The sequence below is a fragment of the Terrabacter sp. GCM10028922 genome, from assembly GCF_042666095.1.
Taxonomy (GTDB): domain Bacteria; phylum Actinomycetota; class Actinomycetes; order Actinomycetales; family Dermatophilaceae; genus Terrabacter.
Genome location: NZ_JBHTFG010000004.1, coordinates 1 through 19453, shown reverse-complemented (window position 1 = coordinate 19453; position 19453 = coordinate 1). Strand labels below are relative to the sequence as shown.

General features: G+C 72.1%; 14 protein-coding genes. 5 read left to right on the top strand and 9 right to left on the bottom strand.

All coding sequences use genetic code 11. The annotated features are described in order from the left end of the window. Position 1: 1 nt before the first annotated feature. Positions 2–709, bottom strand: coding sequence for an NUDIX hydrolase (locus ACFQU3_RS03700; RefSeq protein ID WP_385906664.1), 708 nt, complete (start codon positions 707–709; stop codon positions 2–4). Then, positions 706–1830, bottom strand: coding sequence for a glycosyltransferase (locus ACFQU3_RS03695; protein WP_385906661.1), 1125 nt, complete (start codon positions 1828–1830; stop codon positions 706–708). Before ACFQU3_RS03695 ends, ACFQU3_RS03700 begins: the two co-directional genes overlap by 4 nt. Positions 1831–1855: 25 nt before the next feature. Between ACFQU3_RS03695 and ACFQU3_RS03690 the strand changes: the two genes are divergently transcribed. Continuing rightward, positions 1856–2686, top strand: a complete 831-nt coding sequence (locus tag ACFQU3_RS03690; protein WP_385906659.1) for a PIG-L deacetylase family protein — start codon at positions 1856–1858, stop codon at positions 2684–2686. 52 nt (positions 2687–2738) lie between these two features. Here the strand turns inward: ACFQU3_RS03690 and ACFQU3_RS03685 are convergent, their stop codons facing one another. From ACFQU3_RS03685 to ACFQU3_RS03670, 4 genes are all read right to left on the bottom strand, one after another. After that, positions 2739–5375 carry an asparagine synthase-related protein gene (locus ACFQU3_RS03685; protein ID WP_385906657.1) on the bottom strand — a complete coding sequence of 879 codons (2637 nt, stop codon included), beginning with the start codon at positions 5373–5375 and terminating at the stop codon, positions 2739–2741. Between the two features lie 86 nt (positions 5376–5461). Continuing rightward, positions 5462–7051, bottom strand: coding sequence for a glutamine-hydrolyzing GMP synthase (gene guaA / locus ACFQU3_RS03680; RefSeq protein ID WP_385906654.1), 1590 nt, complete (start codon positions 7049–7051; stop codon positions 5462–5464). 10 nt (positions 7052–7061) lie between these two features. Further along, the gene (locus ACFQU3_RS03675; RefSeq protein WP_385906651.1) at positions 7062–7475 is read right to left on the bottom strand and encodes a DUF3817 domain-containing protein; all 414 of its coding nucleotides are present in this window, start codon (positions 7473–7475) and stop codon (positions 7062–7064) included. Continuing rightward, positions 7472–8239, bottom strand: coding sequence for an SURF1 family protein (locus ACFQU3_RS03670; RefSeq protein ID WP_385906649.1), 768 nt, complete (start codon positions 8237–8239; stop codon positions 7472–7474). Before ACFQU3_RS03670 ends, ACFQU3_RS03675 begins: the two co-directional genes overlap by 4 nt. 69 nt (positions 8240–8308) lie before the next feature. Here ACFQU3_RS03670 and ACFQU3_RS03665 point away from each other — a divergent pair, with 69 nt between their 5' ends. The 3 genes from ACFQU3_RS03665 (at position 8309) to ACFQU3_RS03655 (ending at position 12594) form a co-directional block, all read left to right on the top strand. Next, a complete protein-coding gene (locus ACFQU3_RS03665) occupies positions 8309–8986 on the top strand; it encodes a hypothetical protein (RefSeq protein ID WP_385906646.1) in 678 nt (225 codons plus the stop codon). A 120-nt stretch (positions 8987–9106) separates the two neighbouring features. Then, positions 9107–10819 carry an ABC transporter transmembrane domain-containing protein gene (locus tag ACFQU3_RS03660; protein ID WP_385906643.1) on the top strand — a complete coding sequence of 571 codons (1713 nt, stop codon included), beginning with the start codon at positions 9107–9109 and terminating at the stop codon, positions 10817–10819. After that, positions 10819–12594 carry an ABC transporter ATP-binding protein gene (locus ACFQU3_RS03655; protein ID WP_385906641.1) on the top strand — a complete coding sequence of 592 codons (1776 nt, stop codon included), beginning with the start codon at positions 10819–10821 and terminating at the stop codon, positions 12592–12594. The genes ACFQU3_RS03660 and ACFQU3_RS03655 overlap by 1 nt, the downstream gene beginning before the upstream one ends. A 308-nt stretch (positions 12595–12902) precedes the next feature. Here the strand turns inward: ACFQU3_RS03655 and ACFQU3_RS03650 are convergent, their stop codons facing one another. The 3 genes from ACFQU3_RS03650 to ACFQU3_RS03640 form a co-directional block, all read right to left on the bottom strand. Further along, the gene (locus ACFQU3_RS03650; RefSeq protein WP_385906638.1) at positions 12903–13529 is read right to left on the bottom strand and encodes a glyoxalase; all 627 of its coding nucleotides are present in this window, start codon (positions 13527–13529) and stop codon (positions 12903–12905) included. 5 nt (positions 13530–13534) lie between these two features. Beyond that, on the bottom strand, positions 13535–15241 hold the full coding sequence (locus ACFQU3_RS03645; protein WP_385906636.1) for a GMC oxidoreductase: 1707 nt from the start codon (positions 15239–15241) through the stop codon (positions 13535–13537). A gap of 65 nt (positions 15242–15306) precedes the next feature. Next, positions 15307–17454 (bottom strand): acyltransferase family protein, encoded by a 2148-nt coding sequence (locus tag ACFQU3_RS03640; RefSeq protein ID WP_385906633.1) that lies wholly within the window; start codon positions 17452–17454, stop codon positions 15307–15309. Between the two features lie 220 nt (positions 17455–17674). On the opposite strand from ACFQU3_RS03640, the gene ACFQU3_RS03635 reads away from it, so the two are divergent. Next, positions 17675–19270, top strand: a complete 1596-nt coding sequence (locus ACFQU3_RS03635; protein ID WP_385906630.1) for a glycosyltransferase family 2 protein — start codon at positions 17675–17677, stop codon at positions 19268–19270. The last annotated feature ends 183 nt before the right edge of the window (positions 19271–19453 follow it).

Sequence of the window (19453 nt, the reverse complement as noted above, 5' to 3'; positions counted from 1 at the left end):
CCTACGGAGCGTCGGAGAGGGGTCCGTGCCGGGCTGTGAGACTGCGCGACAACGGCGGCATGGGCAGTCCGTCGATCTCGTCGGGCGAGAACCACCGGGCATCCGACGTCGTGCCACCGACGTCGTGGATGACGGGGTCCGACGGTGACGCACAGGTCGCCCGGTAGATGAGCCGCACCGCATGGAAGTCCTCGACGACCCCGTTGGGCGCGCGCCCGACCCAGTGGTGCGACTGGATCTCGACGAGGGCACCGAGCTCGATCAGCTGGCCCGTCTCCTCCCACACCTCCCGGTGCACCCCGTCGACCGGGGACTCGCCGGCGTCGAGCCCACCGCCGGGCAGCCCCCAGTCACCGGCGACGTGGGTCTGCGTGTTGAACTGCGTCAGCAGCACGCCACGTTCGCTCGTGACGACGGCATACGCTGCGACGCGCTGGTACGCCTCCCCCACCTCGTCGTCGCCGACGCCGACGTCCCTGCGGACCGTCGCCGACCGAGGCGGTATGCCGTCAAGCTGGACCACGCGGAAGCCGAGCTCGAGCGCCCCGTCCTGGCGCACCGTCGCGAACGCCGGCGCCTCGATCACCCAGCCCGCAGCACCGAGGACGACCTCGGGGTGCTCGCCGTGACGCAGTGCCACCTCGAGGAGCCGCTCGTCGTCGGAGCCCAGCGCGACGAGGCGGATCCCGCCCGGGATGTTCGTCCTCATCGGCGCACCAGCCCGACAGCGCGTTCGTACTCGGCGACGGCCATGGCGGCGACGTGCGACCACTCCTGCTCGGGCGGGTGGGAGACGTTCCAGGCCCGCATCCGCTCGACGTCGTCGGGGTCCTTCGCCAGGCGGGCGATCGCCTCGCTCATCTGCGAGTCACTCGACACGACAAGGCCGTTCACACCGTCCGCGACGAACTCGCCCACCCCCGAGCCGGATCGGCCGATGACAGGGAGCCCCACGGTCCGCGCCTCGAGGGCGGCGATACCGAACGACTCGAGGCGGGCCGGTGACAGGTAGACGTCGGCAGCGGCATACCTCTGGCGCAGCTCGTCGCGCGTGACCCGGCCGGGGAGCGAGACCCAGCCGAGACCCCGGTCGCGCACGAGTGCCTCGACCTTGCGGCGGTCGGGTCCGTCGCCGAGGACCGTGAGGGACACCGACCCGGGGCCTGCCGCGAGCTCGGCCCGGGCGACGAGCTCGACGAGGGCCGCCGGACGCTTGCGCGCGGCGAGGCGCATCGCGGTCACGAGGCGCAACGGCCCCGGTGCTCGCGCGACCGGACCGACCGCCCACCGTGCGACGTCGATGCCGTTGGGCAGCACGCCGACCCCCGCCTCGGGGCCGACGAGCCGGCGCAGTGGCTCGGCCGCGACATCCGACACCGCGGACATGGCGACTCCCCTGGCCGCCCACCGGCGCACGAAGTGCGCCGCCCGGAACACCGGCGCCATCCCGGCGAGCATGCAGTGCCACGTCATCGCGGTCGGGAGACCGAGGCCGAGCGCCACCCGGGTGCCGTCCCACGCGAACGGTGAGACGACGCCGGTCTGCACGTGGGCCACGTCGAAGCCGCCGCGCACGAGGCGGCGGCGCAGCTCGGCCGGTGCCAGCGGGTTGACCGGCAGCTCCCACGGCATCCGGGCGGCCAGTCGGTGCACGGGCACCCCGTCGACGACCGTGACCGCGCCGTGCATCTCGCCCTGTGCGCCCCGGGTCGCCGTGAACACCTCGACGTCGTGCCCCGCGGCCATGAGGTGTCGCGCGAGGTCGTGCGTCTGGACCTCGATCCCGCCCAACCGGGGCAGGTAGCAGTCGGACAGGAGGGCCACCTTCACGGGCACCACTGTGTCATGGGCCAAGATGGTGACTGTGCGGCACACCCTCCTGGCCTTCCACGCCCACCCCGACGACGAGGCCCTGCTGACCTCGGGGACGATGGCGCGTGCGGCCGCCGAAGGGCACCGAGTCGTGGTCGTCGTCGCGACCGACGGCGAGCTGGGCCTCGCCGCGAGCGAGTACGCGGGCGCCGGCACGTTGGCCGCGACGCGCATGGACGAGCTGCGGGCGAGCGCCCGAGCTCTCGGGGTCGGCAGGGTCGAGCACCTCGGGTACGCCGACAGCGGTCTCGGCCCCGAGGTCGCGCCCGACCCGCCGGGTGGCACCCGCTTCGTGCGCGCCGACGTCGAGGAGGCCGCCGAGCGGCTCGCCACCATCCTGCGTGAGGAGCAGGTCGACGTCCTGCTCCACTACGAGCCCAACGGTGGGTACGGCCACCCCGACCACAGGCAGGTCCACGTCGTCGGACGCCGCGCGGCCGAGCTCGCCGGCACGCCGAAGGTGCTCGAGGCGACCGTGCCCCGCGACACCATCTGTCGCGCGATCGACCTCGCCGCCCGCGTCTACCGGTTCCCGCCGGAGTTCGACCGGCCGAGCTTCGACCGGGCCTTCTCGGCGCGCAGCGAGATCACCCACCGGATCAACGTCCGTCGCCACATCACGGCCAAGCGGGCCTCCATGCGTGCTCACGCGTCCCAGGCGAGCGCCGACGGAGGCGCGGACCGGACTCTCGCGGCGTTCCTGCGGATCCCCCGGCCGCTCTACGACCTCGTCTTCGGGCGGGAGTGGTTCGTCGACCGGTCGCTGCCGGCCGGGTCGCCGATCAGGCGCGACGTCTTCGAGGGAGTGGACTGACGGTTCTGGCCTCTCGACGGGTGGGAGGCCGCGGACTCTGGCCTCTCGACGGTCAGGTGGAGGGGTGCTCGAAGACGACTGCCATCGGGGTCTGTTCTGAGCCCTGGCCGAGCGGGTTGTCGGCGAACATCGCCTCGTAGCGCTCCTTCGGTCCGGGCGCGTCCTTGCCGAGGACGTTGCGACCGATGTCGTTGGCGTCCATGACGACCGTGCCGCCGAACGTCTCGCGGTAGGTCTCGGGGACCTGCTCACGGATCACGGCAGACAGGCGGGCTGCGACCTCGTCGGGATCCTTGGGACCGAGCTTCGCCGAGACGTTCGCCGGGTAGACCGAGTACTCGGTGGGCCCGTCGATGGCGCGGATGTCGCCGCCCACGAGGTCGTAGAACAGGCCCCGCCTGCCGAGCACCTTGCCCACGGCGCCGCCTGCCGACGCGAGGAGGACGCGGGGCAGACCGGCCTCCTCGATCGCGAGCTGCATCGTGAACGGCGACCCCAGGCCGATGCCGGCCGGCGTGCGCGTGACGTAGCGGCTCAGCAGCCGTGCCGGCCTGCCGACCTTGATGTCCCAGATGAAGAACGAGCGCCCCTGCGTGATCGCGACGATCTTCTCCGAGATGAAGAAGTACCACCGGCCGGTCGTCGCTCCGGCGTGCTCGGCGCCGGCGCCCGGCAGACCGGAGAAGAAGCGGTCGATGTACGTGAGGGTCTTGGTCTCGAGGTCGTCCTCGCGGGCATAGAGGTCGGTCCGCAGCGGGTAGCGGCGCACGGACGTGCCGTCAGGGGTCACGAGGTCGAGCTGCTTTCGCGTGTTGGGCTCGTAGTCGGTCTTGACGTGCTCCTCGCCGGTGTCCTCCTCGGTGTCGTGCTCGTCGAAGAACTCCTGGAGCCACAGCTCGAGGTTGAGCATCCGCCAGACGGTCATCGAGTCGATGGAGTTCGTGCCCTTGATCCAGCCCTCGAAGGCGTGCAGCACGGCGCTCTGGTCGAAGTAGGGACGGTTCGCGAACGACTCGGACAGGAACTCGCCGTAGATGTGGTTCTTGAGCCGCATGAACCACTCGCCCTGCGGCGTCGTCGAGCCGACCTTGTCGCGGCGGTCGACGACCGAGTCGGGCAGCAGGCCACGCATCGCGTCTCGGAGCACGCGCTTGCCGACGCCGTCCTTGACGAGCGCGTCGTCGTCGAGGCCGAAGACGAAGCGCACGAGGTCGCGGTCGACGAACGGCAGCCGGACCGACACCCCGAAACGCCGGGCGTTCTTGTCGGTGTAGCGCAGCCGGGCGGGCAGCGAGCCCGAGAACAGGTCGTCGGCGAGGCGAGCGCGCAGGTCGGAGCGCTCGACGGCATACGTCTCGGTGGCGTGCTCGCGCGCGAAACCGGCGTCGAGGAGCGAGGTGACGGGCACGTCCTTTCGGCCGTGCAGGCGGTCGCCGATGAGGGGTCGGCCCCGCCGGTAGAGCACGTCGAGCGAGTGGCCAAGCTCCGTCGCCGCCGCCACCGCGCTCCGGGACCGCAGCTCGCGCAGGTGGATGAGGTGGTGCGGTCCGAATCCGGCCAGCGTCTCGTCACCACCGTGGCCGTCGAGGACGACGGCGTCCTGTTCCCCGGCCTCGCGCAGCACGCGGTACTGGGTGTACGCGCCGGTCGAGACGAGAGGCTCCTCCTGCGTGCGCACGAGGTCGCGCAGGTCCTTCTTGAACTCGGTCGGCGTGGGCTCGATGCGGTGGTGGCGGACCCGGCCTGCGAGCGCGGACACGACGGCGTCCATGTGCGCGACCTCGTCGTTGCGCGACCCCGGGTAGGCGGCGGACCACGCGTCGTGGACCTCGTCGGCGAAGGAACGGCCGGGCTCGCGCTCGACCTCGTCGAGCAACGCCACGATGGCGGCCGAGTCGAGACCCCCGGAGAGCGAGGTGCCGATGCGTCCCGACGTCGTCGCACGTCGTCGCACCGCTGCCGTCAGCAGGGCGCGGAACTCCCGCGCGACGTCCGGTGAGTACGCACGCGGCGCGCTGGAGAGCTCGGCCAGCTCCTCGCGCAGCCGGGTGAACGGCCGGCGCTCGAGCCCTTCCGGGCCCAGCGTGACGATCTCACCCGCACCGACGCGCTCGATACCCGCGAAGAACGTCCTCGGCCCGTCGTCGTGGACCCGGAAGCGCAGGTAGCGGTAGATCGTGCGGTCGTCGGGCCGCCGCTCGTGCAGGCCGCTGTCGAGGATGCCGCGGATCTCGCTCGCGAAGAGCCAGCCGCCGCCTGCTGCCGCCACGTAGAGCGGCCGGAGGCCGAAGTGGTCTCGGGCGAGTGTCAGGCGGCGCGTGTCGGCGTCCCAGACCGCGAGGGCGAACGCGCCGTCCAGGCGATCGAGGCCGTCGGTCCCCCACTCGGTGAAGGCGGCCAGGACGACCTCGGCGTCGCTCCCCACGGAGAAGTGGTGGCCGAGGGTCTCGAGGTCTGCACGCAGCTCACCGCGGTTGTAGAGCTCACCGTCGAGGGCGAGCGTGAACCGTTCGCCCCGCCCCTTCACGAGGCGGGCCGGTTCGCCGCCGTCGCGCGGCACGCGAGCCCCGAGACCTGCGTCACCGTCGCGCGACACGGCCGCTGCCGGAGCCGTCGGGTGCGCCCCGAGAAGTCGGTCGAGCAGGGCATCGTCGGCAGGGACAGCAAGGTGTCCGGCGATTCCGCACATGGGTTCCACCCTAGTTGGGTGCAGCTCCCCGGCCGGATGCCGTGTCGCCGAGCGGACGTCCGCACGCAGCTGGGGTCAGGCCCCGGTCACTCCCACTCGATGGTGCCCGGCGGCTTGCTCGTGACGTCGAGCACGACGCGGTTGACCTCTTCGACCTCGTTGGTGATGCGGGTCGAGATGGACGCCAGCACGTCGTAGGGCACGCGCGCCCAGTCGGCGGTCATCGCGTCCTCCGAGGCCACGGGCCGCAGCACCACCGGGTGGCCGTACGTGCGGCCGTCGCCCTGGACACCCACGGAGCGCACGTCGGCGAGGAGCACGACCGGGCACTGCCAGATGTCGCGGTCGAGCCCTGCCTTCGTCAGCTCCTCGCGTGCGATGGCGTCGGCCCGGCGCAGGACGGCCAGACGCTCGGCGTCGACGGCACCGATGATCCGGATCCCGAGGCCGGGGCCCGGGAAGGGCTGGCGCCAGACGATGACCTCCGGCACACCGAGCTCGAGGCCGACCTGGCGCACCTCGTCCTTGAAGAGCGTGCGCAGCGGCTCGATGAGCGAGAACTGGAGGTCGTCGGGCAGGCCCCCGACGTTGTGGTGGCTCTTGATGTTGGCGGCGCCCTCGCCACCGCCGGACTCGACGACGTCGGGGTAGAGGGTGCCTTGCACGAGCCACTTGACGGGGTGCTCCTCGTCGCCGCGGTCGTGCACGACGTCACGGGCCGCCTGCTCGAACACCCGGATGAACTGCTCACCGATGATCTTGCGCTTCGCCTCGGGGTCGGTGACGTCGGCGAGAGCCGCGAGGAAGCGCTCGCGCGCGTCGACGACGACGAGGTCGACTCCGGTGGCCTCGACGAAGTCCTTCTCGACCTGCTCGGCCTCGCCCTCGCGGAGCAGGCCGTGGTCGACGAAGACACATGTCAGCTGGTCGCCGACCGCCTTCTGGACGAGGGCAGCCGCGACGGACGAGTCGACGCCGCCCGAGAGGGCGCAGAGGACGCGGTCCTCCCCGACCTGCTGGCGGATCGTCGCGACGAGGTCGTCGACGACGTGGCCGGGGGTCCAGTCCGGGGTGATGCGGGCGCCCTTCCAGAGGAAGTTCTCGAGGACGCGCTGGCCCTGCTCCGAGTGGAGCACCTCGGGGTGCCACTGCACGCCGTAGAGCCGACGCTCGTCGTCCTCGAAGGCCGCCACGGGCGTGCCGGAGGTCGAGGCCGTCACGGCGAACCCCTCCGGGGCGGCGCTGACGGAGTCGCCGTGCGACATCCACACGACCTGGCTCGAGGGCTGGCCCGCAAACAGCGTCGAGTCACCACCACTGATGGCCGCGTCGGTCTTGCCGTACTCGCGTGCGCCGGTGCGCGCCACGGTGCCGCCCAGAGCCTGGGCCATCGACTGGAAGCCGTAGCACATGCCGAAGACGGGCACTCCGGCGTCGAGGAGCGCCGGGTCCAGGCGCGGTGCGCCCTCCTCGTAGACCGAGCTCGGCCCGCCGGACAGGATGATCGCCGCGGGCTCCTTGGCGAGCATGTCGCCCACGCTCATCGAGTGCGGGACGACCTCGCTGTAGACCTGGGCCTCGCGCACGCGGCGGGCGATCAGCTGGGCGTACTGGGCGCCGAAGTCGACGACGAGGACGGGGTGGCTCTGCAGGTCGGTCGGCTGCGCGTCGGTCACGCGGGCCAGCCTATCGGCCGTCCGGAGCGGCTCGGTCGCCGCTTCGGTCGGCGCCCCCGGATCCGTCGCCAGCCAGGTACGCGCGCGACAGCAGCGCCTCCGTCTCGGCCGTGTTGCGCCGCTCGGCGATCCACGGCACGACGGGCACGAAGCCGGCGAGCAGGTTCTTGACTATGCGCACCGGACCCCAGGCCGCCTTGAGGCCGAGGTTGGCGACCGAGGCGGCGTACGCCATGTAGATGACGCCGTGGACGGGGCTCCAGTACTCCGTGAGGAGGTTCGTCTGGTCGAACACGTACTTCATGACCATCTCGAGGATGAGCACGAACAGCGCGATGCCGGCGACGATCGCGAGAACGCGGTAGACGGACAGCGCGGAGCGGATCTGCTTCGGCTTCGCCAGGGCCTGGGGGTATGTGCTCACGGGTCGGTACCTTCTCTCGGTGCAGCGGGCGGCTCTCCCGCCGGCTGCTCTGCTCGGAACATCTTCCACCACATCCAGATCGCGAAGAGCGCGAAGACCCACCACTGCACGGCGTAGGCCGCGTTGCGCAGGTTGAGGGGGGCATCGAGCTCGGGCGGTGGCACCCGGGTGAGGCCCGACGGCGCGAGGTCGGCCCCCGGCGCTGCCCCCTCGGACTCCGCGGACGCGAGGACGACGACGTTGTAGAGGGCGCCCGGCCACTCGTTGACGAGGGAGGCGAGGTCGATCGAGCGCACCTGCGGCGCAGGCAGATCCGTGCCGTCGCGCGGCGACTCCGTCGGCCCGAGCGTGCCGGTCACGGTGACGACGCCGGCCGGTGGCTCGGGCGCCGACGTCGGGGTGCCGGGGACGAACCCGCGCAGCACCGCGACCGTGCCGCCCGCCGTCTCGAGCGGCGTGACGACCCACGAACCCTCCCGGCCACCCAGCCGACGGTCGACGACGACGATGCTCCGCCCGGCGGCATACGTCCCCGTGACCGAGACGGGACGGTTGGAGAACTCCGCCCTGAAGTCGGCATGAGGCGCCGTCACTCGCTGGAGGGGCGCGCGCGGGAGCGAGGAGGCCGCGGCGACGGCCTCCAGGCGTCCGGAGTCGCGGGCCACGCCCAGCTGCCACAGGCCGAGCAGGACGCACGCGGTGACGACGACGGCGAGGGCCGCGACCATGCCGACCCAGCGAGGGGTGAGCAGCCGCCGGAACACGCCCCAAGGGTAGGTCACCCCGCGACGCCGACCTGACCGGGTCACCGATCCGTGCCAGACTCCTCGGCCATGTCCACGCTGCACGGCCGCCGGGGCCGTATGCCGTCCCGTGCCCTCCTCGTCGTGGCCGCGCTGTCCGCCATGGCCCTCCTGACCGGCTGCGGCGCCACCGACATCCCCACCCCACGACGCACGGTGACCGTGTTCGTCGATGCTCCCGGCGCGACGCCGGCACCCAGCCCGAGCGCGAGCCGGCCAGCCGTCGGCACGATGCAGCCCGCGGACTCCGCGAGCAGCGTGCCGACCGCCCTCGCAGTGGGCCGCCAGCGCGGCGCACCGCACTCCTACGCGGAGGCCAGGGCCCGCCTCGAGGCGGCGTCACCGGCCGCGGCGGCCACGGACCGCTTCCGGAGTCCCACCGGCAACATCGTGTGCACCATCGGCGGCTCCTCGTCGCTCGCGGCGTGCGAGGTGAAGAAGGGGCGCATCGACCCGCCGCTCCCCTCCATCTGCCCACCGGACGGACCGAAGGACGTCGGACGCATCGAGCTCGACGCGTCGGGCGCGGTCCCGGTGTGCAACTCCGACACCCTCCGTGAGGGTGACGAGCCGCAGCTCCCCTACGGCTCCCGCACCGCGTCGGCCGACCCCGTGGGCTGCGTGAGCGAGGAGTTCGGCGTCACGTGCGTCGACGCCTCGACCCAGCACGGCTTCTTCCTCGCGCGGGACACGTTCGTGACGTTCTGAGCCGGCAGGCGCCTGCCAGCGAGGGATTGACCTCACGTCCGCTTGAGCTCCTACGGTCGGCGCGTGAGCCCGACGGAAAATCGCATGAGGCGCAACCTCGCCGAACGTAGGATCGAGCAAGTGACCTCGCTGCCCCACGCCGACCCCGGAACCCCCGACGTGACCAGCCCGACGGCATACCTCCGGTGGGTCGGCGCGAGGCAGTCGCGGACCCTGGTCATCGCGACGGCCTTCGGCATCGTCTGGCTCGTGAGCCAGGCGCTCTTCCCGGCCGCCATGGGAAAGGCGATCGACGACGGCATCATCGGAGGCGACGCGGGCTCGCTCCTCAGGTGGTGCGCCATCCTGCTCGGGCTCGTCGTCGTCAGTGCGCTCGCCGGCGTGATGCGGCACCGGTACGCCGTCGAGAACTGGATGCAGGGCGCGTTCCGCTCGGCCCAGCTCATCGGCCACAAGACCGCCGATACCGGCGAGGCCCTCACCCGAACGGTCCCCACCGGCGAGGTGGTCGCGACCGTCAGCTCGGACGCCATGCGCATCGGCGGCTTCTACGACATCCTCGCGCGCTTCGCGGGGGCGGTCGCGTCGTACGTCGTCGTCGCGCTCATCCTGCTCGACGCGTCGACGCCTCTCGGCCTCGTCGTGCTGGTCGGTGTGCCGGTGCTCGTCGGCTGCCTGGCCTTCGTCGTCCGCCCCCTGCAGGCGCGCCAGCTCGCGCAGCGCGACGAGACCGGCAAGCTCATCGGCCTCGGCGCCGACACCGTCGCCGGGTTGCGCGTGCTGCGCGGCATCGGAGGGGAGCAGACGTTCCTGACCCGGTATGCCGCCCAGTCCCAGTCGGTGCGCGAGGTCGGCAACCGGGTGGCGGGCTACCAGGCCGCGCTCGACGCGGCCCAGGTGCTGCTGCCCGGGATCTTCGTCCTCGTCGTCGTGTGGCTCGGTGCGCGCTTCGCCATCGCCGGCGAGATCACGGCGGGCCAGCTCGTCGCCTTCTACGGCTACACGGCCTTCCTCGTCATCCCGCTGCGCACCGCGACCGAGATGGTCGACCGGGCCACCCGCGCCCACATCGGCGCGCGCAAGCTGACCCGGATCCTGCGCATCGGCGCCGACCAGGTCGAGTCCACCTCGTCGCAGGCGCTGCCGGACGGGCCGGCACGGCTCTTCGACCCGCAGAGCGGCGTCAGCATCGAGCCCGGCAGCCTGACGGCCGTGGTGTCGGCCCGGCCGGAGGAGTCCGCGGCGCTCGCCGACCGTCTCGGTCGCTTCGGTGTCGCCGCGACGGACGTGCGTCTCGGCGGGACTCGGCTCGCCGACGCGCCCTTGGCCGAGGTGCGCCGCCGCGTCGTGGTGTCGGAGACCGACCCGCGGCTGTTCACGGGCACGCTGCGTGAGGAGCTCGACCCCAAGGCCGAGCACGACGACGCGACTATCCTCGAGGCGCTGTCCGTGGCGAGCGGCGAGGACGTGCTCGAGGCCCTGCCCGGCGGCCTCGACAACGAGGTCGAGGAGCGCGGGCGGGCCTTCTCCGGTGGCCAGCGCCAGCGCCTCTCCCTGACGCGAGCGCTCCTCACCGACGCCGAGACGCTCGTTCTCGTCGAGCCGACGAGCGCCGTCGACGCCCACACCGAGGCCCGGATCGCCGGGCGACTCGCCGCCGCTCGCGCGGGCCGGACGACCGTCGTCATGTCCGCGAGCCCGCTCCTGCTCGACCAGGCGGACCGGGTCGTCCTGCTGCGGGACGGGAAGGTCGCCGCCACGGGCACGCACAGCGGGCTCATGGCCGAGGACCCCGACTACCGACGAACCGTCGTCCGAGGAGAGGAGGACTGATGAGCCCGACACCGGCGCCCACCACCCGCACGCTCCCGGTGGCCGACATGGACTCGGTCAGGGCGCACACGCGCGGCCTCGTCCGTCGGCACCGAGGCAGCCTGGCCAGGGTCATCGGCCTGCACGCCGTCGCCGCCGTCGCTGCCCTCGTCGCACCGCGCGTCATGGGCCTGCTCGTCGACGAGATCAGCCACGGCCGCTCGCTCGACGTCGTCGACACGCTCGCGACGTGGATCGCCGGCGCGGTCGTCCTGCAGACGGTCGTGACGTGGTTCGCCCGCCGGGCGTCCTTCGTCATGGGCGAGACGGTCTTCGCGGAGCTGCGCGAGCAGTTCATGGGCAGGGTCGTCGAGCTGCCGTTGTCCACCGTCGAGCGAGCCGGCACTGGCGACCTCGTGTCGCGGACCACGAACGACGTCGAGGCTCTCTCGCGCGTGATCCGCTTCGGCGTCCCGGCGATCTTCGTGGGCGCCGTGACGACGACCATCACTCTCGTCGCGGCGTTCCTGACGGGGTGGCAGGTCGCCCTCGCTGTCGTCGTGGGCGTGCCCATCCTCGTGCTCTCCACCAGGCGCTACCTCCGCTTCGCCCCGGAGGGCTACCTGCGCGAGCGCGCGACGTACGCCGTGCTGGGCGGGGTCGTCACCGAGTCGGCGGACGGCGCGCGCACGGTCGAGGCGCTCGGCCTGGGTAGCCGCCGCCGGCAGCGCATGGACGACGCCCTGCGCGAGTGCTACGACGCCGAGCTCTACACGCTGGGACTGCGCATGCGGTGGTTCCCGGCCGTCGAGTTCGCCTTCTTCGCGCCGGTCGCCATCACGCTGCTGTGGGGCGGTTTCCTCATCTCGCGCGACGTGGCGACGGCCGGCACGGTCACGGCAGTGGCGCTCTACGTGCAGCAGATGGCCGGCCCGCTCGACGAGCTCATCTCGTGGCTCGACGAGATCCAGGTCGGTGCGACGTCGCTCGCCCGCGTCATCGGCATCGGCGACGTCCCCGCCGACCGGGCGGCCACCGGCGAGGAGCCGGCCGACGACCACCTCGAGGTCGACGACGTCCGCTACTCCTACCGCGCGGGCCGCGACGTGCTGCGCGGCGTATCGCTCGACCTGAGGCCCGGTGAGCGCCTCGCCATCGTCGGCCCCTCGGGCGCCGGCAAGTCGACGCTCGGGCGGCTCATGGCCGGCATCGACGGACCCCGCGAGGGTCGCGTCGCCGTCGGTGGCGTGCGCCTCGTCGATCTCGAGCTGGCCCAGCTGCGCGGACAGGTGGCGCTCGTGACGCAGGAGCACCACGTCTTCGTCGGCTCGCTCGAGGACAACCTGCGGCTCGCCCGGCCGGAGGCCTCGCGCGAAGAGCTGCTCGGGGCGCTCGCCGCCGTCGACGCGTACGACTGGGCGCAGGACCTGCCTGCGGGACTCGACACGGTCGTGGGCTCCGGCGGCCACCGGCTCACCGAGCCGCAGGCCCAGCAGCTCGCGCTCGCCCGACTCGTCCTCGCCGACCCGCACACGCTCGTGCTCGACGAGGCCACGTCGCTGCTCGACCCACGCGCAGCGCGCCACCTCGAGCGGTCCCTCGGCGCGGTCGTCGAGGGGCGCACCGTCGTCGCGATCGCGCACCGGCTGATGACGGCTCACGATGCAGACCGCGTCTGCGTCGTCGAGGACGGGCGGATCAGCGAGATCGGGTCGCACGAGGAGCTGCTCGCGGCCGATGGGGCGTATGCCGCCCTGTGGCGGTCCTGGCGCGACGAGCCCCAGCCGGCCGTCTGAGCGACGGCCGCGGCGCCGTCGAGGCCACGCACCAAGCATCGAGCCACTCGCACGGCACCCAGCCACCCGGATGCGGGTGGCTCGGTGCCGTTCCGGAAGCTCGGGATCCGATGCGTGGCGTCGGTGCGGAGGTTAGTTGCAGGTCCAAAAAGACCAAGGCAAAGAAATGACAAGGCCCGTAACCCTGTCCGACGTGCCTCGTTGTCAGCGCGGTGCCGGGCTGGCTCTCGACCGGTTGCTGGCCGGGCACCAGTGGGTGGGGCCGTCTCTGAGGGGTGACGGCCTCACCCTCCTTCTGACCCAGGCGCTCAGCCACCGATGCGAACGGGCGCCTTCTCCCACGCGAAGCCGTCCGGGTCGGCGAAGGGCCCGGCATCACTGCCGATCGCGAGCCGGTGCGATCCCGTGCCGTCGACCGGCACGCCGGCGTCCTTGGCCAGGGCGCGGCGGCCGTACAACGCCAGCTTCACCGGGCTAGACGGAGTGGCGAACTCGACGTACTTGCGGCCGAAGCTCTTCGCCACGGTGAGGCCGCGGTCGACGTAGAACTTCTTGCTCGCGGCCACATCCGCGACTCCCAGCAGCAGGGCGATCTCGTCGATCTGCCTGGTGGCCGGGCCGGTGTCCTTCTTCGCCGACGTCGCGACCTTCCAGATGGTCCCGTCGGGTGCCCGGACGACACCGCCGGTGCCCCAGAAGGACTTCGCGGCCGGCTTGAGGACCGTGGCGCCGGCGTCGAGGGCGGTGCCGATGAGGCTGTGCACGGTGGACGGCTGGGACACGATGAGCGACAGCGTGAACCCACGGAAGCCGGTGCTCGGCGCGTCCGAGGCCCGCACCTGCACCTGGGAGTCCAGGCCGAACGCGGCGGTGTGGAAGAGGGTGGAGGCCGAGGGGTCGGCCACTTCGAGTGTCACTGAGGTGATGGTTGTCATGCGTTTCACGCTAGATGTGGCTCGGTGACCGGTGCTTCTCGATTCCTGACCGGTCCTGCTCGGTACGCCTCTCCCTGTGCGGGGCGTGGGTCGGCCTCGCCGCACGCCGGCCACAGCGACACGGCGCGCTCGGCCTGCGCCGCGATGGTCAGGCTCGGGTTGACGCCGAGGTTCGCCGAGACGGCGGCCCCGTCGAGGACGTGCAGCCCCGGATAGCCCCAGACACGGTGGTACGGGTCGATGACCCCGGTCTCGGGAGAGTCGGAGATGACCGCGCCCCCGAGGAAGTGCGCCGTCATCGGGATGTCGAGCACCTCGCCGACGGACGAGCCGGGCCAAGCCCGCTCACCCGTCGTGCGCGAGAGGCGAGTGGCCAGGGCGCGGACCGCCTCGTTGCCCTCAGGGATGTACGTCGGGTTCGGCTCCCCGTGGCCCTGCGTCGAGCTGAGGTGCCAGCCGAAGAGGCCGCGCCGCCGGCGGACGGTGATCGAGTTGTCGCTCGTCTGCATGACGAGCGCGATGACCGTCCGCTCGCTCCAGCGCCGTGACGACAGGGACCGCGCGAACACCCACGGGTGCCTGACCGCGGAACCGGCGAACCTCAGCCACCGGGGCACCGGGCCACCGCCGTCGACCTGCATGACCGCGAGGGCTCCCATGAGGTTGGAGCCCTTGCCGTACCGGACGTTCTCGACGTGCGTCGTGTCGGAGACGTGGAAGCTCGAGGTGATCGCGACGCCTCGGGTCAGGTCCACGTCGCGCGGGACCCGAGCCGTCATGGCGCCACCGAGCGCCTCGGAGTTCGTCCGGGTCAGCTCGCCGAGCCGGTCCGAGAGCCGCGGCAGGCCACGCTCCTCGGGCTCGGCCTTCATCGCGTGGAGCAGCGAAGCCGTGCCCCACGCCCCCGCTGCCACGACGACCTGGGACGCCGTGACGGTGCGTTCCTGCGCCCGACGCCGACCCCAGGCCCCGCTACGGAAGCTCGTGACGGCATACCCGTGCTCCGGCGCAGCCGGGTCGAGCGGGCGTACGCGGGTCACCGTGCGCAGCGGCTCGATCGTGACGCCGCGGCGCTCGGCGAGCGCGAGGTAGTTCTTGACCAAGGTGTTCTTGGCGCCCACGCGGCAGCCGACCATGCAGTTGCCGCACTGCGTGCACCCGGTGCGCGAGGGTCCCTCGCCGCCGAAGTAGGGGTCGGGCACCCGCCTGCCGGGCTCTCCGAAGAAGACACCGACCGGCGTCTTGCGGAACGTGTCGCCCACACCGAGGTCGGATGCCGTGTCGCGCATGAGCTGCTCGACCGGTCCCTCGCACGGGTTGACGGTGACGCCGAGCATCCTCTGGGCGGTGGCGTAGTGGGGCGCGAGCTCGGCCTGCCAGTCGGTGATGTGGCCCCACTGGCGGTCACGGAAGAAGGCGGCCGGCGGGACGTAGAGCGTGTTCGCGTAGTTGAGCGAGCCGCCCCCGACGCCGGCGCCCGCGAGGACGAGGCAGTCCGGCAGCCGGTGGATGCGCTGCACGCCGAAGAGACCGAGCCGCGGCGCCCAGACGTAGCGGCGGACGTCCCAGCTGGTGCGGGCGAAGTCGTCGTCCTCGAAACGGCGTCCCGCCTCGTAGACGTGGACGCGGTACCCCTTCTCCGCGAGCCGCAGCGCGGCGACCGAGCCGCCGAAGCCGGACCCGATGACGACGACGTCGTGGTCGAACTCCATGCCGACAGCCTAGGGACCGGGATGCAGCAGAGGCTACTCTCAGTAACCTTTGCCACAGGCGAGGCTCAGGCTCCGGGTATGCCGTCCAGCGCCGTCCGCAGCGCCTTCGACACCTCGGGGTAGAGCGTCAGCGAGAACGACTTCGTCATGTGGCCGTGGTCGAAGTACGTGATGAGCCCGCCGAGGACGGCGGGACACGAGCCGTTGCGGCAGAGCAGGTCGGTGACCTCGAGGCGGGTCACCTCGCGTCCCTCGCGACCGGCCGCGGCGTCGGCCAGCGGGTCGGGCTCGAGACCCGACGTGCCGGCATACGCCTCCTTCGTGGCACATCGGCCCACGTCGTCGAGGTAGCGGGCGACGCAGTCCGGGACGCTCTCGGCGGATCCGGGCGTGTCACGGATGACGAGGATGCGCGAGCCGGCCTTGATGAAGGTGTCCATGACGCGGTTGTAGGCCGCCTTGGCCACGCTCGTCTTCTGGCTGGCGGGCACGCCGGCGAGGGGCTGCAGGGTGCGGTCCGACATGACGACGAGGTCGTAGTCGCCCGTGGTGATGCGCTCGCGGGCCCACGCGTTCCAGGCGACGCAGTTGTCCTCGAGGGCCTTCGTCCCGAACTTGACCGGGATGTCGACCGAGTAGCACTCCGACGCGATGTAGGTGTCGACCCGCCAACCGCGCTCCCGAGCCGTCTTGAGGATCGGCGGATGCCACTGCCCGGCGTGCGAGTTGCCGTAGAGCGCCACCTTGACCGGCGCGTTCCTGGGCCCGTAGGTGCAGACCTTGTGGCGCGTGAACGGGCGGTTGTTCCAGCAGTCGTCGGCGTAGACGTCCGGCTTGTCCTCCGCGGCCTTGATCGGGTTGGACAGCATGCCCATCTCGCGACCCGCACACGCCGCGTCCCGGAGGTAGTCGACGCCGACGCACTGGGCCGTCGAGTCGATGACGACGGCCTCGGCGGCCGCGGTCGCGCGTTGCGTCTGCCAGAGGGAGAGCCCCGCGACCATCAGCGACAGCCCGAGACAGGCCGCGAGGAGCACGAAGGAGCGCTTCGTGCTCCTGGCGATCCGCGGCGTGAAGCGCATCAGGTCCTCGATCCAGCGCTTCGACAGGCCGGACAGCGCCAGGACCACGACGAGGATCAGGATCTTCTCGCCCCACATGACGTTCTCGACGTCGAGGGCGAACGGCGCGATGACGATCGCCGGCCAGTGCCAGAGGTAGACGGAGTACGACACGTCGCCGAGCCACTGGACGGGGCGGTTGGACCAGAGCCGCCGGGGGCCGGCGGCGAGGTCGTCGGACCGGGCGGCCAGGACGGCGGCGGCACCCAGAGTCGGAACCAGCGCCGCCACGCCGGGGAACGGGGTCGCGCCGGTGAAGGTGAGCGCGGACCACAGGATCGCGGCGAGCCCACCCCAGACGAGGCCGGCCCGCACGAGCGGGCTGCGGACGCGCAGGCCCGCGTACACCGCTGCGGCCAGGGTCGCGCCGACGCCGAGCTCCCAGATGCGGGTCGTCGAGACGAAGTACGCCTGCGCGGCGTCCTCGCCGGTGAACCACGCCGAGAAGCCGAGCGACGCCAGGCTCACCGCGCCGATGACGTAGAGCGGCGGGAAGCGGAAGGACCGCCCGAGCCGGCGGCAGACGAGCAGCGCGAGACCGATGAGCACCGGCCACACGATGTAGAACTGCTCCTCCACGGACAGCGACCAGTAGTGCTGGGTCGGCGAGTGGAGCTGGTCGGTTGCGAGGTAGTCGGTCGAGGTCAGCGCCAGCATCCAGTTCTCGACGTAGAACGCCGAGGCGATGACCTCGGTGGACACCCGCGCGTGGACCGTCTGCGGCAGCCAGACGAGACTGGCGGCGAGGGTCGCGACGAGCACGACCGTGGCCGCGGGGATGAGGCGGCGGACCCGGCGCGCCCAGAACGACAGGAGGTCACGGGTGTGACGGATCGGCCGCTCGAGCAGGTGGAGCGTGATGAGGAAGCCGGAGATGACGAAGAAGACGTCGACGCCTACGTAGCCGCCGGTCAGGCGCTGGGGCCAGAAGTGGTACAGCACGACGAGCGCGACAGCCACCGCGCGCAGGGCCTGGATGTCCTTGCGCGGTGCGACCTGCTCGCGCCGAGCCGCCGCCGCCGGGTGGGGTCGGGTCGCGAGATCCGTGGGGCCGCCGACGATGGCTGCGCTCGTCGCGTCGGGTGCTGCCAAGGAGGTGCTCCGTACTACTGGGACTGCTCGTACACGGCGGTGGACCGCGAAAGGACCACGACAAACTAACGCACCAACCTGCCAAAGACCGATTCGCCGCAGGCGTCGCGGGAGCTGACGCGACCGACCGACACGGCGTGAGGCCCACCGGAGCCGACCGGTGGACCGCAGCGTCCCGGCTACGATGGGCGGCCGCCACCTCGACCGGAAGACGACCTGCGTGGACACCCCCTCCCCCCTGCTGCTCACCGTCATCTCCAACGTGCACAACGACCCCGACAGGCTCCCCCGCGCCGTGCGGTCCGCGCTCGCCGGCTGGGACGGTCCGGGCATCGAGGTGCTCGTCGTCGACGACGGTTCGACGGACGAGACCGGCGCCGTCGCCGACGCCCTGGCCGCCGAGGACGACCGCGTCCGCGTGCTGCACCGTGGCGAGAACGACGGCGCGCCGGGCGCCCCCCGCAACCTCGGACTCGACGCCGCGCGGGGCGAGTGGGTGGCGTTCGTCGACAGCGACGACGAGTACCTCCCCGGCTCGCTGCGGCGACTCGTCGACGCGGCTCTGGAGGCGGACGCCGACGTCGCGACCGGGGCGGTCGCGCGCTACAACGAGCGCACGGACCGGGTCACCGCCTTGCCCGCCACGGACTACGTCACCGGCCCCGTCGACCCGCTCGAGCCGGGATCACCCCTCTGGCAGGACACCATCGCCGTCGCCAAGGTCATGCGGCGAAGCCTGCTCGACGACCGCGGCATCCGCTTCCCCGAGCGGATCCTCTACGAGGACCAGCCCTTCACGGTCGCGCTGTGGTCGAGCGCGCGCCGCATCGCGACGCTCGACGAGGTCGTCTACCACTGGTACGTCAACAACGTCGCAGGCGAGGAGTCGATCACGGCCCGGAGGCACGAGGTCGAGAACTTCCACGACCGCATCGCCGCCAACCGTGCCATCGACGCCCAGCTCGCCGACCGACCCGACCTCGCCGCCGCCAAGCTCGACAAGTTCGTCCGGCACGACCTCGCCCTCTACGGCAAGGACCTCGACGCGCGCGACGCCCACTACCGCACCGCCTTCATCACCGCGGCACGCGACTACCTGCGGGAGCAGCCCGTGCAGCTGCGCGAGGCCCTGCCGCAGCCCTACCGGCTCGTGGTGCGCGAGCTCGTCGACGGCGACCCCGAGAGCGCGGTGGCCGCCGCCCTCTTCGCCTACCGCCGCAAGCACGTCGAGCGTCCACTCGACCACCGTGCGGGTCGCTGGTGGTGGCCCTACCGCTCCCCGGATGGCGCGAGCCCAGACCATGACCTGACGCTGCTCGTCGAGAAGGAGCACGCCTTGGGTCGGCAGCTGCGCACGACCACGGCGAACGCCGTACGCGTGGAGTCCGGCGCGCTCCACCTCGAGGGTGTCGTCGTGGACGGCGACGACAGCCTCGGTGCGATGTCGCGGCTCACGGTGCTCCTCGTCGAGCGCGACTCGGGGTCGACCCTCGCCTCGGCGACGACCCGGCTGCGCGACCGCGGGCGCTTCGACGTGCGTCTCGCGCTGCCCTCAACCGACCTGCCCGCACCCGACCTGCCCGCACCCGACCTGGACGCACCGCCGTTCAGGGCGTGGGACGTCAAGGTCACGTTCCCGAGCAGGCTCGCGCGCCTGCTGCCCGGCCGCGGGCGCAAGCCCAAGCCGGTCGAGGTGCCCGCCGCACTCGAGCTCCCGCCGCTCGACGGCGGGGTCGAGCTCTACCGCACCCGCAACGGCAACCTCTCCTTTCGGCCCGTGCTCGAGAGTGCCGAGGGCGCAGAGGGCGACGACTGACGGAGGGGACGACTGGAGGCGACGGCTGGCTCGTCGTCGCCTGCCGGGGTCAGCGCCGTCAGCGCCGGTCGAGGGCCTCGATCGCCGCGGTCACCCGCGCGCAACACCCACCATCACGCATCGGGAACGTCGCCTCGATCCGCTCCTGGAACACCGGACGCGCCGCATACCCGTTCTCCGCGA

What these genes read in the sequence shown, in the direction of transcription:
- ACFQU3_RS03685 (WP_385906657.1), bottom strand. Translation starts at nt 5,375, where the DNA reads ATGTGCGGAATCGCCGGACACCTTGCTGTCCCTGCCGACGATGCCCTG.
- ACFQU3_RS03650 (WP_385906638.1), bottom strand. Translation starts at nt 13,529, where the DNA reads ATGACAACCATCACCTCAGTGACACTCGAAGTGGCCGACCCCTCGGCC.
- ACFQU3_RS03665 (WP_385906646.1), top strand. Translation starts at nt 8,309, where the DNA reads ATGTCCACGCTGCACGGCCGCCGGGGCCGTATGCCGTCCCGTGCCCTC.
- ACFQU3_RS03655 (WP_385906641.1), top strand. Translation starts at nt 10,819, where the DNA reads ATGAGCCCGACACCGGCGCCCACCACCCGCACGCTCCCGGTGGCCGAC.
- ACFQU3_RS03690 (WP_385906659.1), top strand. Translation starts at nt 1,856, where the DNA reads ATGGTGACTGTGCGGCACACCCTCCTGGCCTTCCACGCCCACCCCGAC.
- ACFQU3_RS03645 (WP_385906636.1), bottom strand. Translation starts at nt 15,241, where the DNA reads ATGGAGTTCGACCACGACGTCGTCGTCATCGGGTCCGGCTTCGGCGGC.
- ACFQU3_RS03700 (WP_385906664.1), bottom strand. Translation starts at nt 709, where the DNA reads ATGAGGACGAACATCCCGGGCGGGATCCGCCTCGTCGCGCTGGGCTCC.